15 protein-coding genes and 1 tRNA gene are annotated in these 15,384 nt (G+C 44.4%); 13 read left to right on the plus strand and 3 right to left on the minus strand.

What is annotated here, in order from left to right; translation table 11 throughout:
* Positions 1-22: 22 nt before the first annotated feature.
* The 8 genes from cutA to MHM95_RS09685 all read left to right on the plus strand — a co-directional run bounded on the left by cutA (position 23) and on the right by MHM95_RS09685 (position 7,446).
* Positions 23-343: a divalent-cation tolerance protein CutA gene (gene cutA, locus MHM95_RS09650; protein ID WP_022945974.1), complete on the plus strand. Its 321-nt coding sequence runs from the start codon at positions 23-25 to the stop codon at positions 341-343.
* Positions 343-2,127, plus strand: coding sequence for a protein-disulfide reductase DsbD (locus tag MHM95_RS09655; protein WP_239385151.1), 1,785 nt, complete (start codon positions 343-345; stop codon positions 2,125-2,127). Before cutA ends, MHM95_RS09655 begins: the two co-directional genes overlap by 1 nt.
* Positions 2,128-2,377: 250 nt before the next feature.
* Positions 2,378-2,830, plus strand: a complete 453-nt coding sequence (aroQ, locus tag MHM95_RS09660; protein WP_045980406.1) for a type II 3-dehydroquinate dehydratase — start codon at positions 2,378-2,380, stop codon at positions 2,828-2,830.
* Positions 2,831-2,855: 25 nt separating this feature from the next.
* A complete protein-coding gene (gene accB, locus MHM95_RS09665; protein ID WP_045980407.1) occupies positions 2,856-3,320 on the plus strand; it encodes an acetyl-CoA carboxylase biotin carboxyl carrier protein in 465 nt (154 codons plus the stop codon).
* Positions 3,321-3,347: 27 nt separating this feature from the next.
* Positions 3,348-4,688: an acetyl-CoA carboxylase biotin carboxylase subunit gene (gene accC, locus MHM95_RS09670; RefSeq protein ID WP_022946050.1), complete on the plus strand. Its 1,341-nt coding sequence runs from the start codon at positions 3,348-3,350 to the stop codon at positions 4,686-4,688.
* Positions 4,689-5,099: 411 nt separating this feature from the next.
* Positions 5,100-5,176, plus strand: a tRNA-Ile gene (locus MHM95_RS09675).
* Between the two features lie 337 nt (positions 5,177-5,513).
* A protein-coding gene (locus MHM95_RS09680) for an IS3 family transposase (protein ID WP_239385236.1) occupies positions 5,514-6,562 on the plus strand; the annotation gives its coding sequence in 2 pieces (ribosomal slippage) (positions 5,514-5,736 and positions 5,736-6,562; 1,050 coding nt in all).
* A gap of 314 nt (positions 6,563-6,876) precedes the next feature.
* Positions 6,877-7,446 (plus strand): sce7726 family protein, encoded by a 570-nt coding sequence (locus MHM95_RS09685; protein ID WP_152440177.1) that lies wholly within the window; start codon positions 6,877-6,879, stop codon positions 7,444-7,446.
* On the opposite strand, the gene MHM95_RS09690 is transcribed toward MHM95_RS09685, so the two are convergent.
* Positions 7,415-8,524 (minus strand): beta family protein, encoded by a 1,110-nt coding sequence (locus MHM95_RS09690; protein WP_152440176.1) that lies wholly within the window; start codon positions 8,522-8,524, stop codon positions 7,415-7,417. The two genes, MHM95_RS09685 and MHM95_RS09690, sit on opposite strands and share 32 nt — an antisense overlap.
* Positions 8,525-9,041: 517 nt before the next feature.
* Here MHM95_RS09690 and MHM95_RS09700 point away from each other — a divergent pair.
* The 3 genes from MHM95_RS09700 to MHM95_RS09710 all read left to right on the plus strand — a co-directional run bounded on the left by MHM95_RS09700 (position 9,042) and on the right by MHM95_RS09710 (position 11,832).
* A complete protein-coding gene (locus MHM95_RS09700) occupies positions 9,042-9,827 on the plus strand; it encodes a replication initiator protein A (protein WP_239385152.1) in 786 nt (261 codons plus the stop codon).
* 323 nt (positions 9,828-10,150) lie between these two features.
* Positions 10,151-10,393, plus strand: a complete 243-nt coding sequence (locus MHM95_RS09705) for a hypothetical protein (protein ID WP_152440174.1) — start codon at positions 10,151-10,153, stop codon at positions 10,391-10,393.
* A 68-nt stretch (positions 10,394-10,461) separates the two neighbouring features.
* On the plus strand, positions 10,462-11,832 hold the full coding sequence (locus tag MHM95_RS09710; RefSeq protein ID WP_152440173.1) for a hypothetical protein: 1,371 nt from the start codon (positions 10,462-10,464) through the stop codon (positions 11,830-11,832).
* A 47-nt stretch (positions 11,833-11,879) separates the two neighbouring features.
* Here MHM95_RS09710 and MHM95_RS09715 read toward each other — a convergent pair whose 3' ends face one another.
* On the minus strand, positions 11,880-12,212 hold the full coding sequence (locus tag MHM95_RS09715) for a hypothetical protein (protein ID WP_152440172.1): 333 nt from the start codon (positions 12,210-12,212) through the stop codon (positions 11,880-11,882).
* A 195-nt stretch (positions 12,213-12,407) separates the two neighbouring features.
* Between MHM95_RS09715 and MHM95_RS09720 the strand changes: the two genes are divergently transcribed.
* On the plus strand, positions 12,408-12,578 hold the full coding sequence (locus MHM95_RS09720; RefSeq protein WP_152440171.1) for a hypothetical protein: 171 nt from the start codon (positions 12,408-12,410) through the stop codon (positions 12,576-12,578).
* 1 nt (position 12,579) lies between these two features.
* Here MHM95_RS09720 and MHM95_RS09725 read toward each other — a convergent pair whose 3' ends face one another.
* Complete coding sequence (locus MHM95_RS09725; protein WP_239385153.1) at positions 12,580-13,044, minus strand: thioredoxin domain-containing protein; 465 nt, start codon at positions 13,042-13,044, stop codon at positions 12,580-12,582.
* 158 nt (positions 13,045-13,202) lie between these two features.
* Here MHM95_RS09725 and MHM95_RS09730 point away from each other — a divergent pair, with 158 nt between their 5' ends.
* Complete coding sequence (locus MHM95_RS09730) at positions 13,203-15,350, plus strand: TonB-dependent siderophore receptor (RefSeq protein ID WP_239385154.1); 2,148 nt, start codon at positions 13,203-13,205, stop codon at positions 15,348-15,350.
* Positions 15,351-15,384 lie beyond the last annotated feature (34 nt).

Here is a 15,384-nt window from a genome sequence, read left to right on the forward strand (position 1 = left end):
GGGACTCACAAAAAGGTTCAGTATGACTACTCACTACCGGCTTATCTTTACAACTTGTGCAAATAAACAAGAAGCACGCGCGATGGCAGAACAATTGGTGCAGTTAAAACTCGCCGCCTGTGTCAACATTCTTCCCGAAGTAGAGTCAATCTACATGTGGCAAGGAGAAGTGGCCAGCGAAAACGAGACCAAACTGCTAATTAAAACCAAGTCTGAGAAAATGAACCAGGTGATCCAAACCATTAAACAGCTACATAGTTATGAAGTGCCTGAAATTCAGGTTGTTGATGTGGCCACCGGAAACCTGGCGTATTTTAATTGGATGGATGAGGTATTAAATTAATGCGTTATGTGCTGTTTTTGCTCACCTTAGCGTTTAGCTCGCTAAGTTGGGCGAACAACTCCGTTTTAAATAGCTTATTAGAGCCCTCTAAAAGCACTTTTCTCCCCGTTGAGCAGGCATTTAAGCTCGACTTTGACCAACAAGGCGACACTTTATTTGTAGGGTGGGATATTGAGCCAGGTTATTATCTCTACAAACACAAGTTAGAGTTCGTCGGTAAGGGCGCCACCATCACTCCACCCAGTGACCTTCCCCAAGGGGACATGATTGAAGACGAGTTTTTCGGTCGCACTGAGGTCTATTTTGATAGTGTGAGTATTATTTCCAAACTCAGTGATGTGGGTGATAATGCCAGTGTCAAAGTACGCTATCAGGGCTGCGCCGAAGCAGGCCTTTGCTACCCCCCTGAAGTGGTGGAAATTCCGCTTACGGCCCTTGCTGCCAGCACGGCGACTAATGCTGCGCCAACCACCGAGGCCCCGGTTAACAAAGCCACCAGTGATGAGGGTGAACAATCACTCACTGAGCGTTTAGCCAGCCAAAGCTTGGTCACTAATTTAGTATTCTTTTTTGTTGTCGGTATCGGCCTGGCGTTTACACCTTGCGTGTTCCCCATGTTCCCGATTCTTTCTAGCTTAATCGCTGGGCAGAAAAACCTCTCTACGAAAAAAGCCTTTAGCCTGTCGTTTGTTTATGTGCAGGGCATGGCCGTGACCTACGCGTTACTAGGTTTAGTGGTTGCCTATTTCGGCGGGCATATTCAAGGCTATTTACAGCACCCCTATGTCTTAATCAGCTTTAGTTTGCTGTTTGTATTGCTGGCGCTATCGATGTTTGGGCTGTACGAGATTCGTTTACCTCAAAGTTTGATGAGCCGCCTCACAGAAGTCAGTAATAAGCAAAAAGGCGGAAACTACACCGGCGTATTCTTGATGGGCGTGCTCAGCGGTCTGATTGCCTCGCCGTGCACCACTGCACCACTTTCTGCAGCGCTACTTTATGTGGCTCAAAGCGGCGATTTTGTGGTTGGTGGCTTGACCTTGTATGCCTTAAGCCTAGGTATGGGCCTACCGCTGCTGCTATTAGGCACCTCGGGCGGGAAATTACTCCCCAAGGCCGGTGGCTGGATGGAGCAAGTAAAAACCTTGTTTGGCTTCTTAATGTTGTTTGTGCCACTTATCTTATTAGAGCGTATTTTACCTTTCGAGGTGATCCTGCTAATGGCCGGCTTGTTGGCAATTGCTACCGCTATCTACTTACATTATTGGCAAAGCGGGCAAAACCAAGGGAAAGGAAAAACGACTCTATGGGGTTTTGCCATGCTGCTGTTTGTTGGTGGCTTAATGCTGGTACAAAACTACATTTGGCCTAAGCCACAGAGTAACAGCACGGCTGCGACAGTTTCCTCTAACGAAAACCATGGTGAATTTGTACATGTAGCTAATTTAGCAGAACTGGAAACCTTGATTGCTCAAACCGATGGCTTGGTGATGGTTGATCTCTATGCCGAGTGGTGTGTGGCATGTAAAGAGTTTGAGAAGTACACATTCCCGAAAGACAACGTGCAACAGCAGTTTGAGCATTTCACCTTAGTACAGGTCGACCTCACCGAAAGTAATGACACCACCATTGAATTAATGGAGCACTACACCGTTTTTGGTCTACCAAGTATTTTGTTTTTTGATAACAGCAACGAAGAATTACCTGAGCTGAGAGTCACCGGTTTTATGGGGGCAGATGAATTTGCTTCCCACCTACAAGCAGTACGTGACGCAGCACAGTAATCCTTTTTACTGATTAATGCAGGGTGAGCCTCATCACCCTGCTCATTTTCCCCACACTAGTAAACCCCACCTAGCCAAACCTGGTTAACAAGGTCATTAGACCAGTATTTTGCTGCTATTTACGTCGAACTCTCTATAATAGTCGGCAAACGTGAGAAAAGTTTGCTATTTGCTACTTTTGCCCTTAAGTTAAATACTATTATTTGTACAATCACTTAAAACTCACACGATAAAGGATTTTAGTCGCATTATGGCTGCAAAGTTTAAGATTTTAGTTATTAACGGTCCTAACCTAAACATGTTAGGTAAGCGTGAGCCGGATAAATATGGCGTAAAAACACTGGCGCAGATCACCGGTGAACTAAATGATGCAGCAGCGGCCTTAAATGTTGAGCTGGCGCACTTTCAAAGTAACAGCGAAGCAGCATTAATAGAGCACATTCACGACGCGTGGCAGCAATTTGATAGCATTATTATAAACCCTGCCGCATTCACCCACACCAGTGTGGCTCTGCGTGATGCTCTACTCAGTGTTGATATTCCCTTCTTTGAAGTTCACCTCAGCAACATTCATCAACGCGAACCCTTCCGTCACCACTCTTACTTTTCTGACGTGGCACAAGGGGTTATCTGCGGTTTTGGTGCAATGGGTTACCACTTCGCGCTTCAAGCAGCGGTCAACCGGTTGCAGAATTCGAATTAAAAACTAACTAACAGGCGGGTTTTTCATGGACATTCGCAAAATAAAGAAATTAATTGAACTAGTTGAAGAGTCTGGCATTGCTGAGCTTGAGATCACCGAAGGTGAAGAGTCGGTACGTATTAACCGTCATAGCCAAGCTCCTGCGATGCCACAGCATTACGCCTTGGCGCCACAAGCGGCTCCTGCTCCTGCAGCCCCAGCGGCTGCTCCAGCCAGTGACGCACCAGCAGCAAGCGATGCACCTGCTCGCCCTAGCGGCCATGAAGTAACTTCACCTATGGTTGGTACATTCTACGCGGCCTCTTCACCAGAAGCCGCTGCTTATGTTGAGGTAGGTAGTAAAGTTAACGTAGGCGACACTTTGTGCATCGTTGAAGCGATGAAGATGATGAACCAGATTGAAGCTGATAAAGCCGGTACGGTTAAAGCAATCTTGGTTGAGAATGGCGAGCCTGTTGAGTTCGACCAACCTCTTTTCATCATCGAATAATCGCGCAACTCAAACAAGGCACTAACTATGTTAGATAAAGTTGTTATCGCAAACCGAGGTGAAATTGCACTTCGTGTTCTGCGCGCCTGTAAAGAGCTAGGTATAAAAACGGTTGCCGTGCATTCTACCGCCGACCGTGACCTGAAACACGTGCTCCTTGCAGATGAAACTATTTGTATTGGTAAGCCACCTGCTACCGAAAGCTACTTAGATATCCCCCGCATTATTGCTGCGGCGGAAGTCACCGATGCAGTCGCTATTCACCCAGGTTATGGTTTCCTATCGGAAAACGCTGATTTTGCCGACCAAGTTGAGCAAAGTGGCTTTGTATTTATTGGTCCTAAAGGCGACACCATTCGTCTTATGGGTGACAAAGTATCGGCCATTGAAGCGATGCGTAAAGCCGGCGTTCCTTGTGTACCCGGTTCTGATGGTCCGCTCACTAACGACACCGAACGTAATATGCAAATTGCTAAGCGCATCGGTTACCCAGTGATCATCAAAGCCGCTGGCGGCGGCGGTGGCCGTGGTATGCGCGTAGTACGCAGCGAGAAAGAGCTGGTCGACTCCATCGCCCTTACTCAGCAAGAAGCCAAGCAATTCTTTGGTAACGGCATGGTTTATATGGAGAAGTTCCTAGAAAACCCACGCCATATCGAAGTGCAAGTATTGGCAGACGGCCAAGGCAACGCAATTCACCTAGGTGAGCGTGATTGCTCAATGCAACGCCGCCACCAAAAAGTCGTTGAAGAAGCACCGGCACCGGGTATCACCGCAGAAATGCGTAAGTACATTGGCGATCGCTGTACTCGCGCGTGTATCGAAATTGGTTATCGCGGCGCGGGCACCTTCGAATTCCTATATGAAAACGGTGAGTTCTACTTTATCGAGATGAATACCCGTATTCAGGTCGAGCATCCTGTAACAGAAATGGTAACAGGTATTGACCTAATCAAAGAGCAGTTAAAAATTGCTGCTGGTCAGCCATTATCAATTACTCAGGAAGATGTGCAAATCCGTGGTCACGCAATTGAGTGCCGTATTAATGCGGAAGACCCAAAAACCTTTATCCCGTCTCCGGGTAAGATCACCCGCTTCCACCCAGCCGGTGGTTTGGGAATTCGCTGGGATAGCCACATTTATGCGGACTACACTGTACCGCCACATTATGACTCAATGATTGGTAAGCTTATTTGTTACGGTGAGAACCGTGACGTTGCCATTGCTCGCTCGCGCAACGCACTCAACGAGTTGGTTATCGACGGCATTAAAACCAATACCGAGCTTCATAAACTGATTTTATCGGACGAGAACTTCAAAAATGGTGGCACTAATATCCACTATTTAGAGAAGAAACTTGGCCTATAGAGCTAAATGTTAAGCAAAGCCAAAGCCGACCTACGTCGGCTTTTTTTGTGCCTGCAAACCCTAAATCGGCTTTTTATAAGTAGCGCGCACTCACCCATCATCTCAAAAGTCCAGAGCAAGTCGTTTACGAGGTTACAGCTCAAGCTACATCCTTAGGTTAATTAGTAAGCGATTGATTTCGAGCGGCAAAATAATCACCCTGCAGCTAGTGACAAGGCCCACAAAAGTTTTTATACTGCTCGGCGCTTGTCAGGATACTGATACCTTTATCAGTGGCACGCAAAATGGCCCTATAGCTCTGTTGGGCGAATCAAGACCGAAGCATCGCTTCGCAGATTGATGAGGTGGAGGCAGGAAGCCGACAGGATACCGCTTCATGGATGAATTTAATGAGCACTTACAATACGAAATGGCCCTATAGCTCAGTTGGTTAGAGCGCACGACTCATAATCGTTAGGTCCCTGGTTCGAGTCCAGGTGGGGCCACCATTTTTCCTACTCTTCCACGTTATTAACTGATAACCGAATCCCTTCGGTGCTACCTCTGTGCTACTTTGCAGTATAGTTATTTTCTTGGCTGAGTTTCACAATGCGCAAACCGTCATTTGGAATTAAGTGTGCTCTTTTCCCATCGTAAACGGCTAAATACCTGTGTGAAAAGCGAATTAACCCTCCTTCAAGAATTTTCTCATCACCTTTGAAGATAAACACACAGTCAGAGTCTGTGACCTTTCCCCCAAAATTAACACCATGACTTTGATGAGATTTCCAATAAACTGGAGACAATGGAGATCTCAAAATGAAAAAACGTTACACCTAAGAACAAATTATTCGAGCAATCAAACAACATGAAGCTGGCGCTAAAGTTGATGATATTTGCCGAGAGATGGGAATATCGACAGGCACTTTTTATAACCGGCGCAGTAAATATGCAGGCCTAGAAGTAAATGAAGCCAAGCGTTTAAAAGAGCTTGAATCAGAGAACAATAAGCTCAAGCGTTTGTTGGCTGAAAAGATGCTTGAAGTTGAAGGTATGAAGGATGTGCTCTCAAAAAAGTGGTGAAGCCTTCGGATAAGAAACGGATCGCTAGCCACCTCATCGAGCTATTTAACCTCAGTGAGCGGGCTGCATGCCAACTATCAGGAGTTAGCCGAACCGCATTTCGATATTGTCCAAGAGCGAAGGCAGACAACACAATAAGAGAGCGATTAAAGCGCTTAGCTACTGAATACCCTCGCTATGGTTATTTGATGCTTCACGGCCTCTTAAAGGCTGAGGGCTTAGTGAGCAATAAAAAGCAGACATATCGTATTTATACGGAAGAAGGGCTCCAAGTTCGCACCAAAAAGCGGAAGAAAGTACAACGGCCAAGACTTCCTTTGGAAGTACCATCAAAGCCGAACCAGCGTTGGTCTATGGACTTTGTTTCAGATCAGCTAGCCAATGGCCGTCGCTTCAGAACGCTGAATGTGGTTGATGGATATTCACGAGAAATGGTCGGGCAGCTTGTCTGTGTTTCAATGAGTGGCAAACAAGTTGCTCGATTTTTATCTGAGATGATAGAAGCACGAGGAGCACCCAATTCAATAGTGTTTGATAACGGCACAGAGTTTACGAGTAAAGCCATGTTCTTCTGGTCAAAAGAAACCAAAGTAAAACTCAGCTTTATCCAGCCCGGGAAGCCAACTCAAAACGCTTTTGTTGAAAGCTTAAATGGTAAATTCAGAAATGAGTGTTTAAACCAGCACTGGTTCAGGACGATGGAAGAAGCAAGGTATGAAATTGATTTATGGCGAGAACATTATAATCATGTTCGACCACACAGTTCGCTGAATTATTTATCGCCAGTTGAGTTTGCTAAACGGGCCGCTTAATATGAATTATCTCATCGAATGAATGGTACTAATTCAGGGGAAAGGTCAGCTTCAGACATAGATTCTAATAATCTTTGCTGCCAGAATGAAAATAACTACTAGCCTGTTTTTAAAAAGCTTTCACATAATATTCAAAGGAGCTAAAAATTATGGGACGGTTGATTATCAGCTTATTGATGCTTTTAAAATTTCTTTCCATCAACCTCGATGGAGTTAAAACTACACGGACGAATAGATGATAAGATCAAAACTCGGTACTAAGTTGACATTATCGTTATTCCACATATCATCCTTTTTATTTTTCAACCCCGCCTATGAATGAGATTGATGTACGACAGGCCGTTCATAAAAAACTGCTTAAGAAGTATCGCAATGATGGCACAACTTTAATTGTTGATGAGTTGGGCGTACGTCAAGGCAGTGCCCGAGTAGATATCGCGGTTGTAAATGGTGTGCTACATGGCTTTGAACTAAAAAGTGCGAAAGACAATTTAAATAGGTTACCAGCACAAGTAGAGCACTTTTCCTCAGTCATGGACAAAATGACTCTTGTCGTTGCTGATAATCATCTCCAAGAAGCTATGGAAATAATTCCCAGTTGGTGGGGAGTGAAAGTAGTTGCTCAAGGTCAACGAGGCGCAATACATATCAGCACTGCGCGTAGAGAGAAAACAAATAAATATGTTGATCCATGGGCTTTATCACAACTTCTCTGGCATGAGGAAATATTGGACGGTTTGGCTATGTGTGGAATAACCAAAGGAGTTAAATCCAGGCCGCGCTGGGTACTTTGGGAAAAGCTGGCAAAAGAAATGCCTCTTGACCAGCTTAAGGATTTTGTTCGTTCAACTCTCAGAGCGCGTTCAGATTGGAGAGATACCTAGCGATCACTGAAGCATGATGATTAATTCCCACATCCTTCCAAGTAAAGCCCGCACCACAACGAACGTCATTTGTCGCCCTATCTGCAATATAGCGATCTCCGGGGCTAAATTCTGGACCATATTGTTTATAAAAAGGGCTCTCCACGAGAATTTGGCATAGGCGCTGTGTTTGTCCCCAGCCAGGTCCTTTAATCCCCCCTTTTCCTTTTACTTGCTCACCTTTTACGAAGATCCAATGATTCTCATCTGAATATCGAATTGTAGCTGCGGGATTCATAAACTCTACTGGCGTTGAATAATCTAACTCCGCCGGCGCAAGTGCGTAATCACCATACGCTGGTAGCCGTGGTAAGCCTGCAATTCGCATGAGTTCTTTCCATAGCTCAAACTCAAGCATTGGCCTTGTGATTACTTTATCTTTTTCAATACCCGACATCGAAGCCAGATAAGAAGTGGAAGCCATTGATAAAGATCTCCATGCCGTTAGACCATTCAACTGCATAAGGGCCAACACCAAGCGCTCTTTCAATGCACCTTTGTTCTCGAACGATACAGTTTTTATATCTAGTAATAGATCTGTATCCTCAAACACTGTGGAAATACACTCATATAGCTCTTCACATGCTTCAACAATAGCATCTGAGTTTAAGTTGCTTACATCTAGCCTTAAACAAATACCATGGCCTGAATGGCGGTTCGCCGCCTCAATGTAGTCTCGGCTTGACTCTAAGGTGACTACCGGTACAAAGTTTATGTTAGCTTCTTTAGCAAGTGCTGCGATACAGTCTAAAGAATGTAGCTCTTCTCCATCTTCAGTAACGATATACTGATCAAACATGATGGCATCTAACCTCAGGACCCGATCTCCCGACATTGCAGGTATAAGCTTTTCCAAGCAAAGTCGGATATGCTCTTCTACTGAGTATTTATCTCCCCCACCATCTTTTCTCGAGAGCTTTGGAATTGGCGGAATTTCCCATATAGGATTGACCCCCCCAGCTACATCAATTGGTAGCTTGGAGATGGCATCACACTCACCTCTTTGAATTCTTAGTACAGGATAATAATGGTAGTCCATAAGGCTGATTCCTTTTATAAGCCAAAATGTTGGGTGTTCTAAGTATATGGAGGCAGTATAATTATCATTCAAGTCCGGTATGATAAACGAGCTATTCAGTATGCTATAAATAGCTAAATATGACCCCCCTCAAAACTGTGAAACGAAAACCCCTTTAAAGTCACCGGGGTTTTTCAAAGATTTTTTGGTCTCTACCTATTTACACTTCCCTTGAGCTAACAGTAAAGGCTTGGAGTTAACCATTTACCTTCAATGCCAAAGGTTATTAAACAAGGGCATTTTTCATGAATAAGTTTTTTTATCGTTCAGAAGAAATCGCTGAATTTCTTTTTATCAGCAAACAGTTTCTGTTCAATCAGATCTCGAAGAATAAACAAGGCCATGGGAATTACCCTTTACCTCCACATATAAAAATCGGTGGGCGCCTTCTTTTTCCCGTTGAAGACTTCCATACCTGGTTAGACTCGCAACCACGCCAGTAAAGTACTTTGTGGCGATGTGTAGTATGAAGTGTTCAATGGGACGAGTTAGCCTCAAATCAGACATGTTTTCTATGGTTTGGCCTGTTTTTGCACTTGATGGTAAATCAAAAGGTGCAATGGAGTTTGAGTACAAGGGAGTAAAGATAAAAGTTATCCCAAGCGTATTGGGGCGTGCAACAATCAAAGACAAAGAGATTCTGGTTTTCTGCTTAAGCCATGTCATGGCATCAAAAAATGCGGATTTACCAGTTAGCAACACTGTCAGCTTCAATAGCTATGACTTACTCAAAGCAACAAAGCGTGGAACATCTGGCAAAGAGTACAAGCAACTTGAAAAAGCGCTTCATCGATTAGCTGGCACACAGATTACCACTGATCATAAATTCAATGGAAAGCGCTTTTTGGAAACTATGGGCCTCATTGACCACTTTAGGTTAATTGAAGGCGACGGACTTAGTTATTGGCAAATAACCTTACCTGACTGGATTATGGAATCCATCAATAGTAACGATGTACTAACACTTGATGATGCCTACTTCCAATTGAAAACACCATTTGAGCGCCGCCTATACGAAATCTGCCGTAAACGCTGCGGCAAGCAACCATCACACAAAATTAAACTTGATAACCTACGCGAAAGAATTGGTATCCGGCTACCGCTCGCAGCTTTCAGAGGACGAGTTATCAAGAGCAATAAAATCTTGGATTACAGAATTAGAGTCGAGCGTGATGATATTCTTATATTCCGCGACTCAGATAAGGGAAGGCAATTGCTTGGTGAGTTCGAGATTAAGCGTCTAAAGGCAACGAAAAACCTCTAACCCCCTATGGATAGTATCGTACTTTTGATTATTATTCTTTGCTGCCCCCCAATAGATATGAGCCCTTCCACCAACTTAACGCAGAGCTCCCTAAACTTATATTCGAAAAAACAATAAACGAAACTGTCCTTAATTTTGCCTTCATAACCACATCGTATACAGTTCAAAAAAAGAACATCAATGTTGATTTCTTACTCAATATGCTGGTAGCATACGCTCCCTAGAGCGCGAAAGTGGATTTTTGTGGGCTTTTGTTGGTTCATTTATTGCTCTAGTCAGTAGTTCCGACTAATTTTAGTAGTGAACAATGATAAGGATAAACTATGTATATTCTCTATATTCTGATTGCTCTGGTTGGTTTAACACTCACTTTGAACCAAGTTTTTTCTATAGTTGCAGATGAGCGCCAGAGAAACAAAATGAAAGCAGTTGAAGATAAGCTCGACAAAGCCGGAGTTACCCCTTCTGGTTCAACTTTGTCGCATGGCATGTACGTGAACAAAAGCAATGGTGAACTGGTAGCTGACCAGAAACCTTCTGCCGTATGGTATAAGCGCCTCATATAAAAATAAGTAAAAATAATTGACTAGAAAGCTCACTAAAAGTGGGCTTTTTTGTATTTGGAGAAAAAAGAATGGAGTTCACTCATATTGGCTGGATCCCCTGTATTAACGGCCACTTAGATTACGGACTAATGGCTCCGGGTATTTCAGGTAGCTTCACCACAAAAAAATTACGAGACAACAAAACTACCAGAGTTAACTTCGGCCATAGAAAACAATATGACCACCATTCCCGTAGGATAATTCTCCAATCCAAATTAGACTGGAAAGATACCAATACCCCTGACTTCGACGGAGAGTTCAGGATAGTCGTCGTTGGGGAAACTAATGAGTCAGAAAATTTAGATAATCGTATTCTTAGTGGCAAGTTGTTTATTTACCCATTGTCTGAAGAGCCTGAACTCACCAGTGAAGGCAAAAGTGAATTACCTTGGTTTGAACACATTCATCAAGCCAAATCCTTTCAGGATAAGATAAATAGTAAGTTAAGTAGCGAAGCTTGGGAAAAGCTACAACAGCAGTTAAATACCCACTTCCTCGGCGTAAAAAGTTCACTAGAAAGTGACTTCAAAAAACATATTTCATCTCACTTTTATGAAATATGCTTTCAAGTCGACCCCCATGGATTCACCAAATTAAAACTAACCAATTCTTCTACCACACTAAGTGATGAAAAAAAGTACTTAACTCTAAGACAAGCGTTTTATTACATCAAGTACTCTCTTCATTCACACAAGCACCACTACATAGAAGAGGACTCATTAACAACTATCGTTCCTCTTGGGAATTCAACTTCAAGCCACAAGCGGCAAGTAGCCTTAAAACTTCTTGGTCAACTTAAACGAGAGCTAACTAGTATAAAGCGAACATACTCTAGCGGTGGACAAAAAGCTTTTGGCGAAGAGCAAGGTATAATTTCCTATATGAACTCGCTATGCGCTTCTCTAAAGTCAGCTAGGTACATAGATGAAAGCACATATACAAGAGAGAAAGAGTATTTAAATTCTTTATCTAGCTCTTTTTCCGTCCAATCAGGAAAGCGAGAGAAAAAAGACCGAAGTGAAGGAGACATACGCTCTAAATATCGAGTGTATGTCGCTTGGGTACTTTCTCTGATCAGCATCATATGGCTTGTTATCGTAAAAGGGTTTATTAACTACTCAGATACAAACAAGATCGATGCTCCAGGTGGTCTAATAACGCAACTAAGCGCTGTCATCTTAACCCTAATTTGCGGTAGTTTCTTGTACAAAAAGCTTGTAGATAGGGAAATAGAAAATACATTGAATACCGAAGGCCTAATTGCATGGGTTGAAAGAAACTACATAATCGAGAATCAGGTTTTCCGAAAAAAACAATATATTAGAATTCTTAAGGCAGCCCTCACACTTATTTTAACAGTTGGTGTTATTTGGGGCCTGCATGCAACGATTAGCTTCTAAGGTCGGAGACCATGCTTTTCTGGGTGTTACAACACTTAGAAAAGCGCCTAAATAAGTTCAGACAACAACATTAATTTACCCTCTTTTCCAAATTTGCTAATAGCAGTTCTCAAGTTTGCTATAAGATCATACGTGTCACAATCAGGCGAACCGTTTGAAAGTACTTGTCTCCTATTTACAACATCTTCTGCCGGCTCCCTGAGCTCCTCAGCTGTTAATATTGTATACCCAGCAGCTACATCACTTTGATCGGTTAAGTGGTTTAGCAAGCGTTTTTTAGGTCCAGTTAACCAGCCTCTGCTCGTTACTTTACCAAACACATGAGGCGATACCTTGTATTTTTTACGGCGTTCAAAGGTTTCAACTAGTTTAGTAGTCATAGGGAATTCAACGTCTCACCATTATTGGTGTCTTTCAGAAGGTATAGCTTGTCCTACATAAACACCTGCGACCAAGACAATTGCAATAGCTCCATCTCCCGTAAACCGGTAAACGTTGCAAACTCGCTGTAATCGCAAAACGCCTCTCGGCCATGTGGCGAGTATGGCCTTGCGTCTGGTGAGCATAAAGCCGCCATGAACCACTTAGTGCCGCATCTGAAAACGGTGGCGCATTATCTAGGTGTAGAGCGCTTTATTGATGTGCAAATACAAGGACAAGAATTTGCTGATGAGCGCCACCAGCAATCTCGAGAGCAGGCATTTTCGCGCCTTAGTGAGCTTGCTCAGCAGCTCACTGCGCAATGACTTAAAACCGCGTAAGGTCGGCTGCTAGCGATTTTTTGGGCTTTTCAACCACACGGTGAATTTCTTGCCCCTCATCTAGAACAATAAACGTGGGTGTGTACTTAAGATTAAAACGTTGAGCCACACCCGCCTTATCCTGCTTTTGGTAGTCCACGGCAACGAACGACACCTGGGCGAGCTCAACTTCGCTGTGCTTTAGCAATTTAAGCAGTTTAGGGACTTCCCGCTCACTGTCGTGACACCAGGTGCCTAACAACACCACTAACTCCTTACCAGCTAACTTAGCCATTGCTTGTAAGTCTTGCTCTGTGGGTTGGTAGTCTTGGTAATGCTGTTGAAAAGCGGGGTAATCGCTTAGCAACTGCTCGCCGCTCATCGCTCCTTGCTGCACCTGCTGGGCTTGCAGGGGTGTTACCATCAACAAAGCACACAACAGGGCGCAACTAACACTTAGAAATACTTTCATTTATCCTCCGGCGTCATGGTAAAACATTAAATGATAATGATTTACATTTATTCACCTTTCTTTATAATGGCTCGCGTATCTAATTCAGTTCCAAAGCGTCTAGCAGTTTCACAATCCTGTAAGCGCTTCTTTATTCATCAAAATAACGGATTTATTTTATGTGCTCTTTTAGATTTTCCCTACCTTTTTTAAGTCTTTTACTTTCGTTCAGCTCCATCAATTGCGCCTTAGCCAGCGCTAAAGACGATACCCGTCATATCGAGGTTCTCACGGTAACCGGACAAAAGCTCAATAACAGAGACTATCGCGTTGAGTCTTTAAATTCGGCCACCGGGCTGGATTTGAACCACCTTGATACCCCACAATCTGCCATTGCTATTAACCAGCAGCGTATGCAAGACCAACAGCTGACCAGCCCTGTCGAGGCGATTGGTGCTGTCACCGGGATCAGTATTCGCGAGGCGGATAATGGCAAGTTTTCCATTCGAGCGCGCGGTATTGGCGTCAACAGTATTTTATACGATGGTATTGCAACCACCTACGACACCCGCTTCAACTACGGAGATAACTTAACCGATACAGCAATTTATGAACGCGTTGATGTGGTACGCGGTGCCACTGGATTAATGTTAGGAGCCGGTAACCCTTCTGCAGCTATCAACCTTATCCGCAAACGCCCAACCGAGGTCGCTCAGGTTAATGTCTCTGCTTCACTGGGCTCATGGGACTATCAACGAGCAACCGTTGATGCCTCTGGAGCACTGAGCCAACAAGGGGGAGTTCGTGGTCGAGTTGTTGCTGCCTACAGCGACCGTGAATCTTTCCAATCGCGCTTTGCACAGAGCCAAACCACTTTATACGGCGCAGTTGAAACCGATATTGGTCGCGCTAGCTTATTACGAGTAAGTGCGGACTATCAATACACCGACCCAGAAGGAACCATGTCTGGAGGGATGCCGATATTTTATAGTGATGGTAGTCGCACGCAGTACGACCGTGGCACCTCAACGGCACAACCTTGGTCATCATCAAAAACCCAAGCGCTTAATTCGGTGGTGACGTTTGAGCATCACTTCAATTCACATTGGCAACTCTCAGCCAGCTATATATATGGCGATAACGACTTAGAGTACGATGTCTGGTGGGTACGCGGAAACCCCGATCGGGAAAGCAATGAGGGCATGGTCCCCGGCTCAGTTAACTTTATTGACGCCGAACGAACGCAGCACACAGGCGATATCGAGCTACTGGGCCAGTTTGACTGGCTAGGCCAATCGCATCAGCTGCTTGTGGGTTGGAATCAGCAAAAGCAAGAATTTGCCACGCCTTACTACCCAGCAATCAACGCTCCAACCCAGGTCGGTGATTTTCGCCAAGATGATTATGCATTCCCTGCGCCGCAGTGGGCTGACACCGCCGCTTACGGCTCGTATGGTGAGACCGAGCAACAGTCAGCCTATGTGGCTGCACAGTTGAAACCAACGGCATCATTGTCGGTAATTAGCGGTGTGCGCTTAAATCAATGGCAAACCGATACCGATAATTTCGGCCGGGCGCATGATTACTCACTAAACGACGAACTCACTTACTATTTAGGGTTGTCTTACGCGCTCACCGATAACTGGGTTGTTTATGCCAACAGCGCTGATATTTTCTCACCACAAAGCTTAATTGGCGAACAAGGCCAATATCTCGACCCAGTGCAAGGAGAAAACCTCGAGTTGGGTATTAAAGCCACCTTGTTTAACGACAAGCTCGATGTTGCTTTTTCAGCCTTTCAAATCGACCAAGATAATGTTGGTGAATACACTGGCGAGACCATTCCAGGCACCACGCAGCGTATTTATAAAGGCATTGACGGCACCCGCACTAAAGGCGTAGAGCTCGAACTTAACGGTGCTATCACCGAAAATTGGCAAGTGTATCTGGGTTATACTCATGCCGAGGGCGAAACACCAGAAGGCGAGATATTAAACTCAACCAACCCAGAAGATCAGATTAAAGTCTTTTCTACCTATGATTTTTCTGGCGCCCTAGCTGGCTTAACCCTCGGTGGTGGCATTAACTGGCAAAGCGAAACCTTTGATGAAGTTTCCAACCCAGTGACCGGCCCAGTAGAAGTAGGTCAAGGTGGCTACGGTATCGCCAATATCATGGCTCGTTATGCTGTTTCTGAGCACCTTACGCTCAGCATTAACCTCGATAATCTCTTTGATAAACGCTACTACAATCAAATAGGTTTCTACGATCAATACCGCTACGGCGCGCCACGCAACTTTAAAGCCTCAGTGCGCTATCAGTTCTAAACCCTTATCGAATGTTCTTGGTGCGCTGCCCTGC

It is taken from the genome of Pseudoalteromonas sp. CnMc7-15, from assembly GCF_022347925.1.
GTDB classification, from domain to species: Bacteria; Pseudomonadota; Gammaproteobacteria; order Enterobacterales; family Alteromonadaceae; genus Pseudoalteromonas; species Pseudoalteromonas ruthenica.